This window comes from Azospirillum sp. A26, from assembly GCF_042604635.1.
Taxonomy (GTDB): Bacteria; Pseudomonadota; Alphaproteobacteria; order Azospirillales; family Azospirillaceae; genus Azospirillum; species Azospirillum palustre.
In genome coordinates, this window is sequence record NZ_CP170473.1 from 1,855,356 (window position 1) to 1,870,728 (window position 15,373).

A 15,373-nucleotide genomic window follows, 5' to 3' on the forward strand; every position below is an offset into this window, starting at 1 on the left:
TCCGATGGGCTGATAGCTTTTGGCTATCAAGCGCCGCGGCGACCGCTCAGCGGATCGCCAGCCGCCAGGGGATCATGGCGTCGGCGACGCCGATGGCGACGCGCTGGGCGATGTCGGCGTCGGCGGCTGCAACCGCCAGCGCCTTGGCGAGCGGCGGCGGCGGGTCGCGGTCGGCATAGGCGAGACCGACGACATGGCTCAGCTCCGGATCGACCAGCGGCAGGGCGACGATGTCGGGGTGCGGCGGCACGAAGGTCAGCAGCTGGCCCGGCACGATGCTGGCGCAGCTGCCGGCGCGGACGATGGTGTAGAGGGTGACGATGGAGTTGGTCTCCATCGCTGGCTCCACCGTCCGCCCGGTCATGCGGAAGGCGGTGTCGGCGATGCGGCGGTTCTGCATGTCCGGGGTGAGCAGGCAGAGCCGCAAGCTCGCCGCCTTCTCCCACGGCACCGCCCCTTGCGCGATCAGCTCGTCCGACAGGTCGTCGCGGCGGGCCAGCAGATGGTAGCGCTCGGTGTAAAGCGGCAGGGTGCGGACGTTGTTCAGCGGCTCGTTGTCGAGATAGGTAATGGCGGCGTCCAGCTCGAACTCGTCGAGCCCGCGCTGGATCTCGCGCGAACTGAGCGACACGACGCTGGAGCGGATGTGCGGGAAGCGGGTGGTGAAGGGCGTCAGCACATGCGGGATCACCGGCAGGGCGGTGGGGATGGCGCCGAGCCGCAGATGGCCGGTGACGCCCTGGGCCAGCGCCAGCAGCTCGTGGCGCAGGCTGTCGCGCTCGCCGACGATGCGGCGGGCGTATTCCAGCACCTTCAGCCCCTCCGGCGTGAAGCCCTCGAACTTCTGGCCGCGCTCGACGATGGGAACCTGAAGCTCCTCCTCCAGCTGGCGGATGGCGTTGGAGAGGGTCGGCTGCGAGACGTGGCAGCTTTCCGCCGCGCGGCCGAAATGCTTCTCGCGCGCCAGGGCCAGCAGATAGACGAACTTGCGGAACATCGGCCCCCTCCCCTCCCGTCAGGCCGCCGGATCGAAGGGCGGGACCGGCAGGCCCGGCACATCGACCGTCATGGCGAACAGCCCGCCCGACTGCGGCAGCCGCTCCAGCTCGTCGGCCGGGCGGCCGGCGCTGGCGGTGGTGACGTAGAGCGTGCGCAGGTCGGGACCGCCGAAAGCCACCATGGTCGGGCAGCGCGCCGGCAGCGGATGTTCCGACAGCAGCGCGCCCTCCGGCGAGAAGCGCACGACCCGCCCGCCCTCGTACAGCGCCGACCAATAGCAGCCCTCGGCATCCACCGCCGCCCCGTCCGGCCGGCCGCGGTCGCCGTCCTTCGGCTCCAGCCGGAAAAAGACCTCGCCGTCGGAGATCGCGCCGGTCGCCGGATCGTAGCGGTAGCGGCGGACGGTGAAGGTCGGGGTGTCGGCGTGGTAGAGCGTCCGCCCGTCCGGGCTGAAGGCCAGCCCGTTGGAGGTCAGCAGCCCGCCGGCCAGCACCGCCAGCCCGCGGCGGTCGTAGCGGTAGAGATGCGCCTTGCCGCCGGCCTTCGGCTCGTCCAGCGTGCCGGCCAGATAGCGGCCGGCGGGATCGGTCTTGCCGTCGTTGAAGCGGCTGGCGCCCTGGTCCTCCGGATTGGCGGCGAGGCAGGTCACCGGCCGCCCCTCCCCGTCCAGCTGCCACAGGCCGGAGCGCAGGCCGGCGATGAAGCCGCCGCCCTTGCGCGGGGCGACGCAGCCGATCTCCTCCGGCAGGGCCATCGCCCGGTTGGCCCCGGTCGCCGGATCGAAGCGGTTCAGCGCCTTGCCCTTGATGTCCACCCAATAGAGCGCCTGCTCGTCCACCGACCAGACCGGCCCCTCCCCCAGCCTGGCACGGGCATCGAGCACGCAGGTGAAGGCGGGGCTGGCGGTCATCGCATGATCCTCGGGAGTCGAACGGACCCGCAGGGTCGGACAGTTCGGCCGCCGGATCAAGCGCCCCGGCACGCACCCCGGCAGTCCCCCCGGCGGGAGCGGTCCCGCGCCCGGCGGAGGATGGAACGGCGTGGAACGCTTTCCGGCGGATGTTGCATCGTCCGGCCGCCCCCTACCGGCGCCAGGAGAAGGCGCCGGCCGCGCGGCGGCCGACCGGGCCGGGGTTGAGGTTGGGATACTCCTCATACTGGTTGAGCGTGTAGGGGAAGACACCCTTCGGCCCCGCCGCCTCCGGCTGGGCGACAACGGCGGCGATCATCGCCGGGCTGGGCGGATGGCGCTCGCGGATGGCGCCGGGGATGTCGTCGTCGTCCAGTTCGGGGACGGTGACGGCGGGCGGGTCCTCGGGCTTCGGGGCCGGCCTGGGGGCGGGGTGCGCGGCGGGCCCGGCAGCCGTTTCGACGGCGGGCTGAGGAGCGGCGTGCCCGGCGGAGCGCCGGTCGGGCTGCGCGGCCTGCCGCTTGGCCGCGGGCAGGTCGAGGCCGGCGAACAGGCCGAGCCGCTCGGCCAGCCAGCGGACGGTGGCGGGATCGCCAGCGGAGACCAGCCGCTCGATCTGCTCGGCCACCAGCACCCGCAGCGAGGACAGGCGCAATTCGGCCTCGCGGTTCAGCGCCTGCCGCTCCCACCACACCCTGTGACGGAAATCCTTGGAACCGTAATAGGCGCGCCACAGCGTGGTGCGGCTGCACCCCATGGCGCGCGAGACCTGGAGGAAGCTGTTGCCACGGGCCAGCATGCCGGCGGCCATGATCCACTGTTCCTCATGGAACTGCGATCCGGGGACCAGCGCGCCTTCCGACGGAGTCGGCGGCTCTTCGGCCCAGCGGGGGAAGTTGTCGGTGGTGAAGCTGCGGCTGTCGAGGGGCATGGCGTGGCTCCGCGAATGAGTGGGCATTGCGGAAAGAATATAGGAATTTGGTCCTGCCGTGGGGAGGTTTTGGGAAAATGGCGAGCAGGTGGATGCGGGAGTGACCAACTCTATTAGAAAAGCTGTTATGGAGTGATTTTGGACAAGCCCAATTTGCGGCAGAAATGGCTGCTGGTACTCATTGCTATGGAGTACCGGATCAAGGAAGATTATGCTCTTCGCGGAGATTATTGTGCACCCAAGTCGCAACCTTGAACAAAAAATGGAAAGCTAAGTTTTCGCCTTTCCATCACGCTTTAGCTTCGGTGAATTGGGCACTGGTGACCGCCGGGACAGGTCAAGGACTACAACATCAATCCGGCTTTGCAAATCCTCTGACATGGTCGAGATAATCTTATCCTTCAATTCAGCTGCTGTCGCTATCGTCGAATTGGAAAGCCCCGCGACCTTCTCACCATTGCCGAACCAAAGCGCAAGATAGACCCCTTGTTTAGCTGCGTCGGGATGTATCGCATATCGCTGGTTCAGTTGTGCTGAGGCAGCGGTATATAGTTCCTTGTTCCACTGTCCCTTAACTTCAATTACAAGCAAGCGATTGGTGCCCTCGATTGTCGCTGATGCTGTGATGTCACAACGGTTGCCGCCAGACATATGGCGCTCAATAACAACAGATAGGCCCAACGCTATCATCCGACCATGCAGTCGGTCCACGATACGATTACGAGCAGTGTTTTCATCGACCCGCTCGCCACCAGAATAGAATGCATCTAGCGGATCGGTTTCCGAGCCTTCGAGCCATTTCTGGACTTCGCCCAGTTCCTCGACCATCACGGCGCGCAAATCCTCGACTGACGCCACCTCATTTTCATCGAGCAACTTGACAACCTCTGAGGGATGCGGGGCGCGAAAATCCTGAAGTGCAATTTTCCGATTGGCCTCGGCTCGCAACGTCAATGCGATCTCACGGAAATCCCAAAATCTCGGATCATCGATCATCCGATCTAGAACAGGAATACGTCGCTCAGGCGTATCCTCGGCGATAGTCCAGATGTGATCGCGAAGGAAGCGATAGGCCCTTTCATCCTCAGGATCCGCCGAGCCCCAACTGCTGGGCAGTGGCACCTTTGGCCACTTTTCGATGTAAGCATCCATGATCTGGAACACCTTCTCAGCGGTCATGGGAGGACGGCTATCGCCCTCCCCCAAGTAATTGCGCCCTAGTCGATGCTCCAAATCAAAGATCGCCTTCGGATTATCCTTAAGCCCTTTCCAGGCTACGTCGCTCCCCGACGCATGATATAAGAATGCGTTTATTTGCCAAAACTTCCTGCGCGCTCCTGCTCGTTCATCGGCTTCCGTGTTGTTCCCACTACCAACGATTGGATCGGTCAAGCGTCGGTCAATCAACGCAAGGAGCTCTTTCCGACTCCCATATTTTGCAGCCATGCTGAATAGAGTTCGAGCAGCCTCAAGCGGCATTTGCGGAAAACGCTCAAGCCATTCAACAGGTAACGTCGCCCTGAGGTGCTGAAAAGAGGATTTGTGATTGAGCCAATACACATGAACTGGAACCTCTTCGGTTGCAGTCAGCTGTTGCTCCATATAGGCTCGAACAAACGACTCGGCGGAATTAGATTCTTTGAACAGTGCAGAATCGAGCGCTGCCTCAAAGGCTATGTCTTCACCATCTGCAAACGTATGGTATTCTGATACCTCCGTCTTAGCAGCTGCTAGGATATGCGGGTCGATTGCGTCTAGGCTTTCCCCGTCCCTGAATCGCACTATGCAAGCTGCGAGGAGTACTTGAGCAATGATTTGTTCGTTACGGCTCCCCAGTCTCTCAACCGTAGGAATATGCGAATTGAGCATGGGGAAACAATTCCGCAAGGCCTTTAGTGGCGTTTCCGGGTCATCGACAAGATTGCTGATTTCCTCTGATTTCAGAAGATAGTTCTGGGCAAACTGCCTTAACCACCCCCAGTGTCGTCCAGCTTCGATCTCGGCAAGGTTTTCCCGCAAGTGAGCACGATTGACTTTCTCTATTGCGGCTTCGCGTTGCGCATACCTTTTTCTACTTCGGCTATAGCCAAAATTTCTCTTTTTCTTGATGAATTCGCGCCGCAGCTTTTCCCTCCGGGACCATGGCGCCAAAAAATCGAGCGATGTCCTGCTCTGCCGCCTCTGAAGCGCGCGTGTGGGATTTGGCTCTCTTGTATTACTGTGAATATTATGGTCGAACAGAAGTTCAGCCCACACATCGACTAGCCCATGATCGAAGGCGTACTGGCTTAAGGCATGACGGTCGCCCTCACGCATATTCAGACCAGAATGACCATTACTTAAATAAAAATATGTTATTGCATCTTGTGCAGCCTTTTGATTATTGACCCCTTGCAAAGCCAGCTGCTGTATCGACCTCCGCAGATCGTGATCGTAACTTAGATGCTTTACCGCTGCGCTACGGTCACCGTTTATGCCGTACTTAAAACGCAGATCTTTCAACCATGACCAAATGCGTACGGGGTCATTAATGCCTGCGGAAATTTCGAAATACCGGTCGAGTAGCTTTCCGATGATCTTGCTTTTTTCGTAGCGACATGTGCACTGATATTCATATTTTGGAGAACATATACAGGTGAGACCGGCCGAAAGATCATCCAAGTAGGCAATAACATTGGGTAAATCAAATGACCGGACGAGCAAATTGATAAAGTAACGCGATATCCCGTCCCGATGTCGCATTCCATTCTTCGGATAGAGATCACTCAATTTTGCGAGAAGCGCGCTGATCTGTGATACGCTAACCGCTGATACGCCACGCCTAGTTACAATTCTGGCTGCAACCTCGAGTGCATCGGCAGAGCCTTCGGCTATCAGATCAGCGAAGTCGCTTGCGTAGTCATAAGCTGGAGCGCTTAACAGGGCTTGCTGCGCCAGCTTTCGTGTGTCGCCGTCAACAGCGGGATTTTTCATCAATGCAGTAAGTTCGGGGATAAGGCTAGATACGGCTTCAGTGCCGATCAGCAGTTCAAGGATTAGGCTACGCAGAGCGCCTGCTTTTCCTAAGATAATGCACACAGTATCTAGAATATTGGTACTGAAAAAGTGACCTACGTTGAAACGACGCCAGACATCGCTGCGACGAAATAATGGGTCGCTTACCGCAAGCTTATCCAGCGCCGCTAAGAGCATGCGCTTCGCAGCTGCAGTCAGCTGGCTCGGATCACCGTTTGCCAGAACGGCGTATGGATCAAGCTTGATCGCTGCTAATTGCAGCGGTTCGCGACCTAAAGCTGCCATCCAACCTAGCATTCCACGGAGCTCGTCGCGTGTAACACCATTTGGCGCAATGATCGCAAATACGCGCTCCAGCGAAAGGCGATCCGCCGGGTCCTCTATGCGCCTCACAAGGTATCCTGCCGCGCAGTATTCGGCGACAATTCGATGGATAGGTTCGTGTTTGTCAGCGTCGTCTGAGGGCTTCAGCAGCCGTGTATCGACCAAGAAAGTTGATTGCGGGACGTTACGGCACAAGCTGTTGATATAAGGAAAGTCACGATCACTCAGCTGCTCAACAGTTGCGATCCCAGTCGCACCTGCCAGCATCAGCTTTGCAAAAACTTCGCCGCCGAGAACAATGATCTCATCTGTTGGCGGCCTAGCTTTCTGCCGCCCCAACTCAGGATTTGCTTCATGAGCAAGTCGTTTCACAGCGTCTGCGAATATCTTTGCTTTTGATGTGAATACGCGGTCACTTTGAAGGTATGCTGCCCCTAAAAGCTGTAAAAATTGAGGGTTACCCAGCAAAGGCGTGAGTTCAAACTTCTGTACCTTTTCAGCGAAATCCTGAAAATCTTCCTTGGGAAATTCTGCATTAAAAAGCTGGCGCTGTTCGTTTTCATTAAACGGCTCGAGGCGAACAATGATTGGCTTAACGCCAAAACATTGCTCAACATATGCTGTTCGTCCCCGATCCCATTCCCCAGAGCGCCCGGAAAAAATTACGGTCGAGGCAGATAGCTCGCTTGCCCGAGCGATGATCTGATCAGTAACACCACTGTCGATTCGCGCGACTTCATCCATCGCGTCGAGAACAAGGTGACCCGCATCCGAGATGTTGAGCTTATTGCGAAAGATACTCGCTTTTATCCGCGTTGTCTGGAGAAGGTTCGCCAAAGTCTTAAGCAGTTCGGTTTTTCCAGCACCGGGCTCCGCAAGAACGACGAAAACTCTTCCTTCCTGAAGCAACTGCTCTTCAGTAAAGGTCCTTTCGCCAACAACGAGAGCCCTTGGAATGTAAACGGCCGTCACTTCTCAACTTTCGTGCTCACCCAAGGCTCTGGCATACGTCCAGTCCGGGTACTGCTACAGAACAGAGCAGCTACAATAGCGCAACACCCGCTCTTAGGGCAAAGCAGACTTCATCGATTGCTCACCAATCGGCAATTTTCTAATCCCATGCAGAGGTATTCCTCCTCACCCCTCCCCCATCGCCCCCACCACCCGACGCGACGCCACACAACGCGTGACTTCGCTCAGCAGTTGGGCGCGGTCGATGGGCTTCGGGACGTGGCAGTCCATGCCGGTCTCGTAGCAGAGGGCGATGTCGTCGGGGAAGGTGTTGGCGGTCAGGGCCACGATGGCGACGCGGGACTCCGGACCCGGCATGGCGCGGATCAGGCGCGTCGCCTCCAGGCCGTCCATCACCGGCATGTTGATGTCCATCAGGATGGCGTCGAAGGGCTCGCCCGCCGCGGCCTGCACCACCGCCTCCACCGCCTGGGCGCCGTTCTCCACCGCCGCCACCCGGTGGCCGGCCTGCTTCAGCAGCGTGACGACCAGCAGGCGGTTCATCTCCACATCCTCCACCACCAGGATGTGCAAGGCCCCGCCCGCGGGCGGGGCGGGAGCGGGACGCAGCGCCGGCGGTTCGGCCGCGGCCGGCGGCGGCGGTGGAGACGGCAATCGAGACGGCTCGGCGGCGGGGGCCGGGGCGGGATCCGGCTCGGGCCGGGGCTCCGGGCGCGAAAGCGGCGCGGGCGGCGGGGGGACGGCCGCAGAGGGGATGGCTGGAGCGGGGACAGCCGGAGGGGGGACGGGCTGCGGGCGCAGGCGGTCGAGATGCTGGCGCAGCTCCGCCGGGTCATAGGGCTTGGCGATCAGGTCGTAGCCGCCCATCGCCACGTCGTCGGCCACCACCGCATGGGCGGCGAAGCCCGACGCCAGCAGAACCGGCAGGTCGGGGCGCAGGCGCCGCGCCTCGCGCGCCAGCTCCGCCCCGTTCATCCCCGGCGGCATCACGATGTCGCTGAACAGCAGGTCCAGCGGCTCGGACCCGCGCAGCACCACCAGGGCCTCGCCGGCACCGGACGCGGCGGTCACCCGGTGGCCCCAGCTGCGCAGCAGGGCGCTGCCGTTCTCGCGGATGTTGTGGTCGTCGTCCACCATCAGGATCGACAGGCCGGGCCGGCCCCCCATGGACTGGGCCGCCGGTTCAGCGGCCGCTTCGCCGCCCGCCTCGCCGGCCATCTCTCCGGCCATCTCACCGGCGAGGCGCTCGGGCGGGAAATGGATGGTGACGGTGGTGCCCTGCCCCACCCGGCTCGCCAGGGTCAGCGTGCCGCCATGCAGCTCCACCAGCCGGCGGGTCAGCGGCAGGCCGAGGCCGGCGCCCTCGGTCTGGCGGTTCTCCGGGGTGGCGACGCGGGCGTAGGCCAGCAGGACGCGGTCCAGATCCTGTTCGGGGATGCCGACGCCGTTGTCACGCACCTCCAGCAGCAGGCCGCCGTCGGGCGCCGGATCGGCGGTCAGCGACACAGCCCCGCCGGACGGCGTATATTTCACCGCGTTGGACAGCAGGTTCAGCAGGATCTGGCGGATGCGCCGCTCGTCGCCGCGCAGATGGCGGGCGGCGGGGGCGACCCGCGCCGACAGGGCGATGCCGGCGCGGGCGGCGCGCGGGGTCAGCAGGCGGACGGCGAAGACGGCGGCGGCGTCGAGATCGACCGGCTCGTCGTCGAGGATCAGCTGGCCGGATTCGGCGCGGACATGGTCTAGGATCTCGTTGATCAGCTCCAAGAGATGCTGGCCGCTGTCGCGGATGTTGACGGCGAAGTCGCGGTAATGGGCGTTGCCGACCGGCCCCTCCGACTCGCGCGCGATCAGGTCGGCGAAGCCGATGACGGCGTTCATCGGCGTGCGCAGCTCGTGGCTCAGGCTCGCCAGGAATTCGGACTTGCTGCGGCTGGCCGCCTCCGCCGCGTGGCGGGCGTCCTGAAGCTCCGCCTCCATGATCTTGCGGGCGGTGACGTCGCGCTCGACGCTGACGTAATCCTGCGGCGCCCCCCAGTCGTCGGTAACCAGCCGCACCGCCGCCTCGATCCACACCCAGCGGCCGTCGGCATGGCGCAGCCTGTAGGTGGTCTTCAGGGTCGGGCGGTCGGGCGTCAGGCGGGCGAGGCCGGCGGACAGGGCGTCGCGGTCGTCGGGGTGCACCCGCTCCACCAGCGGCCGGCCGACCAGATCGGCGGGCGGGCAGCCCAGGCTGTCGCGCGTCGCCTCCGAACAGAAGCGGCGCACGCCGTCCAGTCCGATGCGGCCGATGATGTCGGTGACGCTGCGCGCCAGCAGGCGGTAGCGCGCCTCGCTGGCGCGGATCGCCCGCTCCGCCTCGTGCCGGCGGGTGATGTCGCGGGCGCCGACCGACAGCAGGACGATGGCGCCGCTCTCGTCGCGGATCGGCACCTGCGACACCTCCCACCAGCGGGTGACGCCGTCATGGGTGTGCTGCTCCTCGAAGCGGGTGGGGGCGTCGGCGTCGATGCAGGATTGCAGGTCCGCCATCACCTTGGCGGCGAGGTCGGGCGGCAGCAGCGCGTCGAGCGGCTTGCCCTTCGCCTGCGCCACCCGGTCGCCCATGGTACCGGCGGCGGCCTCGTTGGCGCAATGCAGGGTGAAGCCGCCGTCGGGGGTGACGCGGAGAACGACATGGATGTCGGCGGAACTGTCGAAGACGGCGCGGAACAGGGCGGCGTTCTCGGCCAGCGCTCCCTCGTCGGCGATGCGCCGGTGCTCGCGCGCCAGCATGGTGCCGAGCAGGCCGATGCCCAGCGTGGTGAAGGCCATCAGCGGCAGCGCCGCCTCCTCCATCACCCGCATGGCGAGGGCGAAATCGGGCAGCAGCAGGAAGGCCAGCAGGGTCAGCGGCGCAAGCGCCAGACCGAACAGCGCCAGCAGGCCGAAGCCGAAGGCGCCCTTGCCGCTGCCGCTTCTTGGGCCGGAGGCGCGACGCTCCATCGGGCGGGCCAGCAGCGGGGCGACCAGGGCGGTCAGGGCCAGACCGGCAAGCCCGCTCGTCGCTCCCACCCCGCCCAGCCACAGCCGCACCGCCCCGGCGATGGCGGCCGACAGCAGCGCCGCCGGCCAGCCGCCGAACAGGCCGGCCAGACCGACCATCGCGTTGCGCAGGTCGACCAGCACCCCGTCGGCCACCGGGTAGCCGTCCAGCATGGAGAGGACGGCGGCCACGCCGAACAGCAGGCCGGAGAGCGCCGCGAAGGCGTTGCGCCGGGCGCCGAACCGCCGCAGGACATGGCGATAGGCAAGCAGAACCAGCGCCAGCAGCCCGACGCCGTGTGCAAGGGCGATGATGATGCCCGTTCCCATTGCTCCGCTCCCCGGCGGCTACGCCAACGGCTACCCCGCTCCCAACAGATTGCGTCGAAACCCGGCCACGATTTTTACACACGCAACTTAACAAGAAGAAGAAACGATTCGAAACAGTCATACTGCCTTTTTTCTTACTACTACGGATGCCAGCCGCATGAACCGCTGGCATTTACGTCGCTGTCGTGTTTGGCGTCCGATTCGGATAGAATGCCGCCGCGCATCGTTCGTGGTGATCGTGTTTTCGTAGGCTTCGGCATGTTCTTGAAGATCTTCTCACGGAGCCTGGTTGCCCGGTCCACCGCATCGGCGGTGGTGCTGGTGTCGGTGCTGGTCGCCGTGCCGATGGTCGTGCTGATCCAGTCCGACGTGCGCAACACCAGGGCCGAGCTGGCCATCCGCGCGGAGATGGCGACCCGCATCGTGCTGGACGACGTGACGAATGCGCTGTGGGATCTCGACCCGGAGGAGGCGCTGACGGCGCTGAGCCCGCTGCGCTCGATCGACAGCTTCGCCGAGGCGGTGATCCTGGGCACCCATGGCGAGCGCTTCGCCATCTACCGCAAGCCGGGCTCGCCCGCCGTCGCGGATGGGGCGGCCAATCCCGCCGCCACCGCCGCGGCCGTGCCGCTGACCCGGCAGGATCGCACCGGCGGATCGCGCACCATCGGCACGCTGCTGGTCCGGCTCGACACCGGGCCGACCGACGCGGCCATCCGCCACCATGTGCTGGTGCTGGGCGGCATCGGCGCCATCACGCTGCTGCTGGTGGTGCTGGGCGTGATCTGGGCGACGCGCGGGGTGACGCTGCCGATTGCCGGCATGACCCGCGCCATGGCCGATCTGGCCGCCGGCGACGTGACGGTGACCGTGCCGGTGCGCCACCGCGACGACGAGATCGGCCGCATGGCCAAGGCGCTCGACACCTTCCGCCAGAACGCCATCGACCTGCACATCGCCAAGGAGCGGGCGGAGCAGGCAGTGGCGTCGAAGGCGAAATTCATGGCCGCCGCCAGCCACGATTTGCGCCAGCCGGCCCAGTCGCTGCTGATGCTGACCGCCATGCTGCGCGCCACCGCCCCCAGCCCCAAGGTGGCGGAATCGGCGCGCAAGATCGAACAGGTGGTGATGACGCTGAAGCAGCTGCTGGACGAGCTGCTGGAGGTGTCGCGGCTCGATGCCGGCGGCGTCACCGCCAACATCGCGGTGCATGAGGTCGCCGACCTGTTCGACGCGCTGGACTCGCAGTACGGACCGGTCGCCCGCAACAAGGGGCTGGCCTTCTCCGTGCCGCAGTACCGCGCCCCGGTGCTGACCGACCGGGTGCTGCTGCTGCGCCTGCTGGGCAACCTGATCGACAACGCGATCCGCTACACACCCAGCGGACAGGTGCAGGTCGCCTGCCTGGAGTCCGGCGGCAGCCTGATCGTCGAGGTGCGCGACACCGGCATCGGCATTCCCGAAGACCGGCTGGACGCCATCTGGGAGGAGTTCCACCAGATCGGCAACCCGGAGCGCAACCGCGACAACGGCATCGGTCTCGGCCTGTCGATCGTCCGGCGGCTGGCCGGCGTGCTGGACCACCCGGTCAAGGTGCGCTCCACGCCGGGCAAGGGCTCGGTCTTCTCGGTCACCCTGCCGCTGGCGCCGGTGGAGCCGGCGCTGGAGCCGATGCTGCGGACGGAAATTCCGCCTGCCCCCGCCCCTGCCCCCGCGGCCATTCCTGCCATGGTTGCCACCCCTGCCCCGGCGGCTGTCGCCGGGCTGGCGACGCTGGCGGATGCGCCGGCGAAGAGTGGCGAGATCGCCATCCTGGTGATCGACGACGACCAGTTCGTGCTGTCAGCCATCTCGATGTTCCTCACCACCGCCGGCCATCGCGTCGTCGGCGCCTCCAGCGTGGCCCAGGGGCTGCGTGCGGTGGAGGGCGGCGATATCCTGCCCGATGCGATGATCGCCGACTATCACCTGTCCGCCACCGAGAACGGGCTGGATTTCATCGACACCGTCTGGCACCGGCTCGGCCTCAGGATCCCGGCGGTGCTGATCTCCGGCCGGCTCGACGGCGCCGTAACCGCCCGCGCGGCGGAGATGGGCGTCATCGTCGCCGCCAAGCCGATCATGCCGGACCGCCTGTCGGCACTGGTGGAACAGATGACGGCGGCCCGGCCGGCGGGGGCGGGGGCAGCGGCGGTCGGGGCGCTCGACATCGCCGCTCCGCATAAGACTCCGACGATTTGAGGTCCCTACCCTCATCCTGGGGCTTAGGACCAAAAATGATCTCACATATCGGATTATGTTGTGTCACAACATCCGAGCGGCGCTCTCGGATATCTCTGTCCCCCATCAGAGAGCGAACCGAAAAAGCAGCTTCGGAGGATCCCATGCGCGGCGCCACCAAGACCGACACCACCCGTGCCCATGACATCATCGCTGGCTTCGACTTCGGCTATGTCGTCGACCGCGCGGTCGCCGCGGGGATGTCCCGCCCCACGTCCGAAATCGCGCTGGCCCAGCTGAAGGCATTCCTTCTGGCCTGCGCCGAGCATCCGGACCGCGACATCGTTCCGCAATCGGCCGCCTGCGACGACCTGTGGCACGAGTTCATCGTCGCCGACACCCGCGCCTATTTCCGGTTCTGCGACGCGGTCTATGGCGAGTATCTCCATCACAACGGCGTGACCGCCCCGGCCGAACGCATGGACGCCGCCCGCAGCGACAGCGCCCGCCTGCTCGCCGGCGCCGACTGCCTGCGCGAGGCCGCACAGGTCGACTGTCTGCGCGAGGCGAAGGCGGCGGATTGCCTGCGGGAGGCTGCACAGGCCGACTGTCTCCGGGAAGCCAAGAGCGCCGATTGCCTGCGGGAAGCCGCACAGGCCGACTGTCTGCGGGAAGCGAAGGCCGCGGATTGTCTGCGCGAGGCCGCGCAGGCCGATTGCCTCCGGGAAGCCAAGCCGGCCGATTGCCTGCGCGAGGCGAAGCCCGCGGATTGCCTGCGCGAAGCACGGCCGCAGGGCGCCGCCTGACCATCCCGTCGCTGTAACGACGGAAAGGCCCCTGTCCGGCAGCGGACAGGGGCTTTTTTCATGCGGGCGTGACCTTGGCCCCTTGCCCTCCGCACCCTGCCCTTCGCCCCCCTGCCTTTCACCAGCGTCAGCCGAAGTTCAGGCCGCCGAACGGCGTGATGAAATTGTCGCTCAGCACATTGCCGCGCAGCGCCACATAGTCCGGCACCACCAGCGGGATCACCGGCAAATCCCGCATCACCAGACATTCGGCGTCCTTGTAGACCTCCGCCCGAAGGGTGGGATCGGGGATCGCCATCGCGCGCTCGATCAGGCCGTCGAACTGGACACTGCTCCAGCCGACGGGATTGAAGCGGCTGTTGCTGCTGAACAGCTCGTCGAGGAAGTTCATCGGGTCGGGATAGGTGGCGGTCCAGCCGAACAGGAAGGCGTCGTAATCGCGCCGGCGGGAGCGGGCGATGAACTCCTGCCGCGGCGCCATCACCAGCTTCGCCGGAATGCCGGCATTGTTCCACTGCGAGACGTAATAGACGAACTCCCGCCGGTATTCCGGCACGACGGTGACCTGGAAAGGCTCGATGCCGCGCCCCTCCGGATAGCCGGCCTCCTCCAGCAGGCGCTTGGCCAGCAGCGGGTCGTAAGCCAGCGGCTCCAGCCTTTCGTTGGACAGCAGGGCCGGCGGGACGATGCCGTTGTGGACGCTCGCCACCCCGCGGAAGAAGCGCTCCACCATGGCGCCGCGGTCGATCAGCAGCGACATCGCCCGGCGCACCCGCAGATCGCCGAACGCCTTGACCCGCCGCGGGTCGAGCGCCACCACCCGCATCTGCATGCGCGGCACATTCGACAGCGAGCGCTTGAAGCCGGGATCGTCCATCACCCCGCGCAGGGCATCGGTGTCGACGAAGGTGAAGTCGATCTGGCTGTCGTTGAACAGCGTGATGCCGTCATTGCCGATGCCGGTGGCGAGGAAGGACACCCGTTCGAACGGCACCGAGCCGCCGCGCCAGCCGGGATTGGCCTCCACATCCATGCGGATGCCGTCGCTCGACCGCACCAGCCGGTAGGGTCCGGTTCCCGCCGACAGGGTGCGGAACCAGTCGGGACCGGCCTGCCCCGCCGCCTCGACATCGACAATGTTCAGGCGGGCGAAGGGGAAGACGGCGCAGGGCTCGTCGCAGACCACCTCCAGCGTCCGGTCGTCGATCACGGTGATGCCGGACAGCTCACCGGCGGTCTTCGCCCGCAGCTCGCGGAAGCCCCGCACCTTCGACAGCGCCAGCACGGCGAAATTGGTGCCGTCGCCGCCCAGCGCCGCCTCGAAGCTGCGCTTGACGTCGATCGCGGTCAGCGGCCGGCCGGTGTGGAAGGTAACCCCGTCGCGGATGGTCAGCCGCCAGCGGCGGGCATCCCCGGACGCTTCCCAGGCGGTGGCGAGGCCGGGCAGGATGCGGCCCTTCGTATCGACTGTTGTCAGGCTCTCATACATCGAGCCAAGGACCTGACGCGCGACCAGATCGCTGACGGTCAGCGGATTGAGGCCGCCGGGCAGGGACTTGAAGCCGATCCGCAGGGTACCGGCGGCCATCGCCGGCCGGGGCAGGGCCGCGGCCAGACCGGCGCCCCCGATCAGGCCGCCGAGCAGGCTCAAGAAATGTCGTCTCCGCACCGCCTGCATCGCCGCCCCGTACCCCCCGTACCCTCAATCACCTGACGGATGATCCTTAACACGGGGCAGGGCAGGTGGTCACCCTGCCCGAGCGCCAGATGCTTTCGCAATCGAAAGCAACTTTAGCGCGCCTTTCGAGAGATGGACAACCGGGGCGGGCTTTCGCAATCGAA

The 15,373-nt window shown here is 64.9% G+C and carries 8 protein-coding genes; 2 read left to right on the forward strand and 6 right to left on the reverse strand.

Annotated elements, in window-relative coordinates:
• Nucleotides 1-46 precede the first annotated feature (46 nt).
• The 5 genes from ABNQ39_RS22440 to ABNQ39_RS22460 all read right to left on the reverse strand — a co-directional run bounded on the left by ABNQ39_RS22440 (nucleotide 47) and on the right by ABNQ39_RS22460 (nucleotide 10,505).
• On the reverse strand, nucleotides 47-997 hold the full coding sequence (locus ABNQ39_RS22440; RefSeq protein WP_376960686.1) for a LysR family transcriptional regulator: 951 nt from the start codon (nucleotides 995-997) through the stop codon (nucleotides 47-49).
• 18 nt (nucleotides 998-1,015) lie between these two features.
• Complete coding sequence (locus tag ABNQ39_RS22445; protein ID WP_376960688.1) at nucleotides 1,016-1,909, reverse strand: SMP-30/gluconolactonase/LRE family protein; 894 nt, start codon at nucleotides 1,907-1,909, stop codon at nucleotides 1,016-1,018.
• Nucleotides 1,910-2,081: 172 nt separating this feature from the next.
• A complete protein-coding gene (locus ABNQ39_RS22450) occupies nucleotides 2,082-2,840 on the reverse strand; it encodes a hypothetical protein (RefSeq protein ID WP_376960690.1) in 759 nt (252 codons plus the stop codon).
• Nucleotides 2,841-3,110: 270 nt separating this feature from the next.
• Nucleotides 3,111-7,151, reverse strand: a complete 4,041-nt coding sequence (locus ABNQ39_RS22455; RefSeq protein ID WP_376960692.1) for an NACHT domain-containing protein — start codon at nucleotides 7,149-7,151, stop codon at nucleotides 3,111-3,113.
• A gap of 165 nt (nucleotides 7,152-7,316) precedes the next feature.
• Nucleotides 7,317-10,505, reverse strand: a complete 3,189-nt coding sequence (locus tag ABNQ39_RS22460; protein ID WP_376960694.1) for a response regulator — start codon at nucleotides 10,503-10,505, stop codon at nucleotides 7,317-7,319.
• A gap of 258 nt (nucleotides 10,506-10,763) precedes the next feature.
• Between ABNQ39_RS22460 and ABNQ39_RS22465 the strand changes: the two genes are divergently transcribed.
• Together ABNQ39_RS22465 and ABNQ39_RS22470 are read left to right on the forward strand one after the other, a co-directional pair.
• A complete protein-coding gene (locus ABNQ39_RS22465; RefSeq protein WP_376960696.1) occupies nucleotides 10,764-12,746 on the forward strand; it encodes an ATP-binding response regulator in 1,983 nt (660 codons plus the stop codon).
• 143 nt (nucleotides 12,747-12,889) lie between these two features.
• Complete coding sequence (locus ABNQ39_RS22470; protein ID WP_376960698.1) at nucleotides 12,890-13,531, forward strand: hypothetical protein; 642 nt, start codon at nucleotides 12,890-12,892, stop codon at nucleotides 13,529-13,531.
• Between the two features lie 127 nt (nucleotides 13,532-13,658).
• Here the strand turns inward: ABNQ39_RS22470 and ABNQ39_RS22475 are convergent, their stop codons facing one another.
• Nucleotides 13,659-15,182: an ABC transporter substrate-binding protein gene (locus ABNQ39_RS22475; protein WP_376960700.1), complete on the reverse strand. Its 1,524-nt coding sequence runs from the start codon at nucleotides 15,180-15,182 to the stop codon at nucleotides 13,659-13,661.
• Nucleotides 15,183-15,373 lie beyond the last annotated feature (191 nt).

What these genes read in the sequence shown, in the direction of transcription:
- ABNQ39_RS22440 (WP_376960686.1), bottom strand. Translation starts at nt 997, where the DNA reads ATGTTCCGCAAGTTCGTCTATCTGCTGGCCCTGGCGCGCGAGAAGCAT.
- ABNQ39_RS22445 (WP_376960688.1), bottom strand. Translation starts at nt 1,909, where the DNA reads ATGACCGCCAGCCCCGCCTTCACCTGCGTGCTCGATGCCCGTGCCAGG.
- ABNQ39_RS22450 (WP_376960690.1), bottom strand. Translation starts at nt 2,840, where the DNA reads ATGCCCCTCGACAGCCGCAGCTTCACCACCGACAACTTCCCCCGCTGG.
- ABNQ39_RS22460 (WP_376960694.1), bottom strand. Translation starts at nt 10,505, where the DNA reads ATGGGAACGGGCATCATCATCGCCCTTGCACACGGCGTCGGGCTGCTG.
- ABNQ39_RS22465 (WP_376960696.1), top strand. Translation starts at nt 10,764, where the DNA reads ATGTTCTTGAAGATCTTCTCACGGAGCCTGGTTGCCCGGTCCACCGCA.
- ABNQ39_RS22470 (WP_376960698.1), top strand. Translation starts at nt 12,890, where the DNA reads ATGCGCGGCGCCACCAAGACCGACACCACCCGTGCCCATGACATCATC.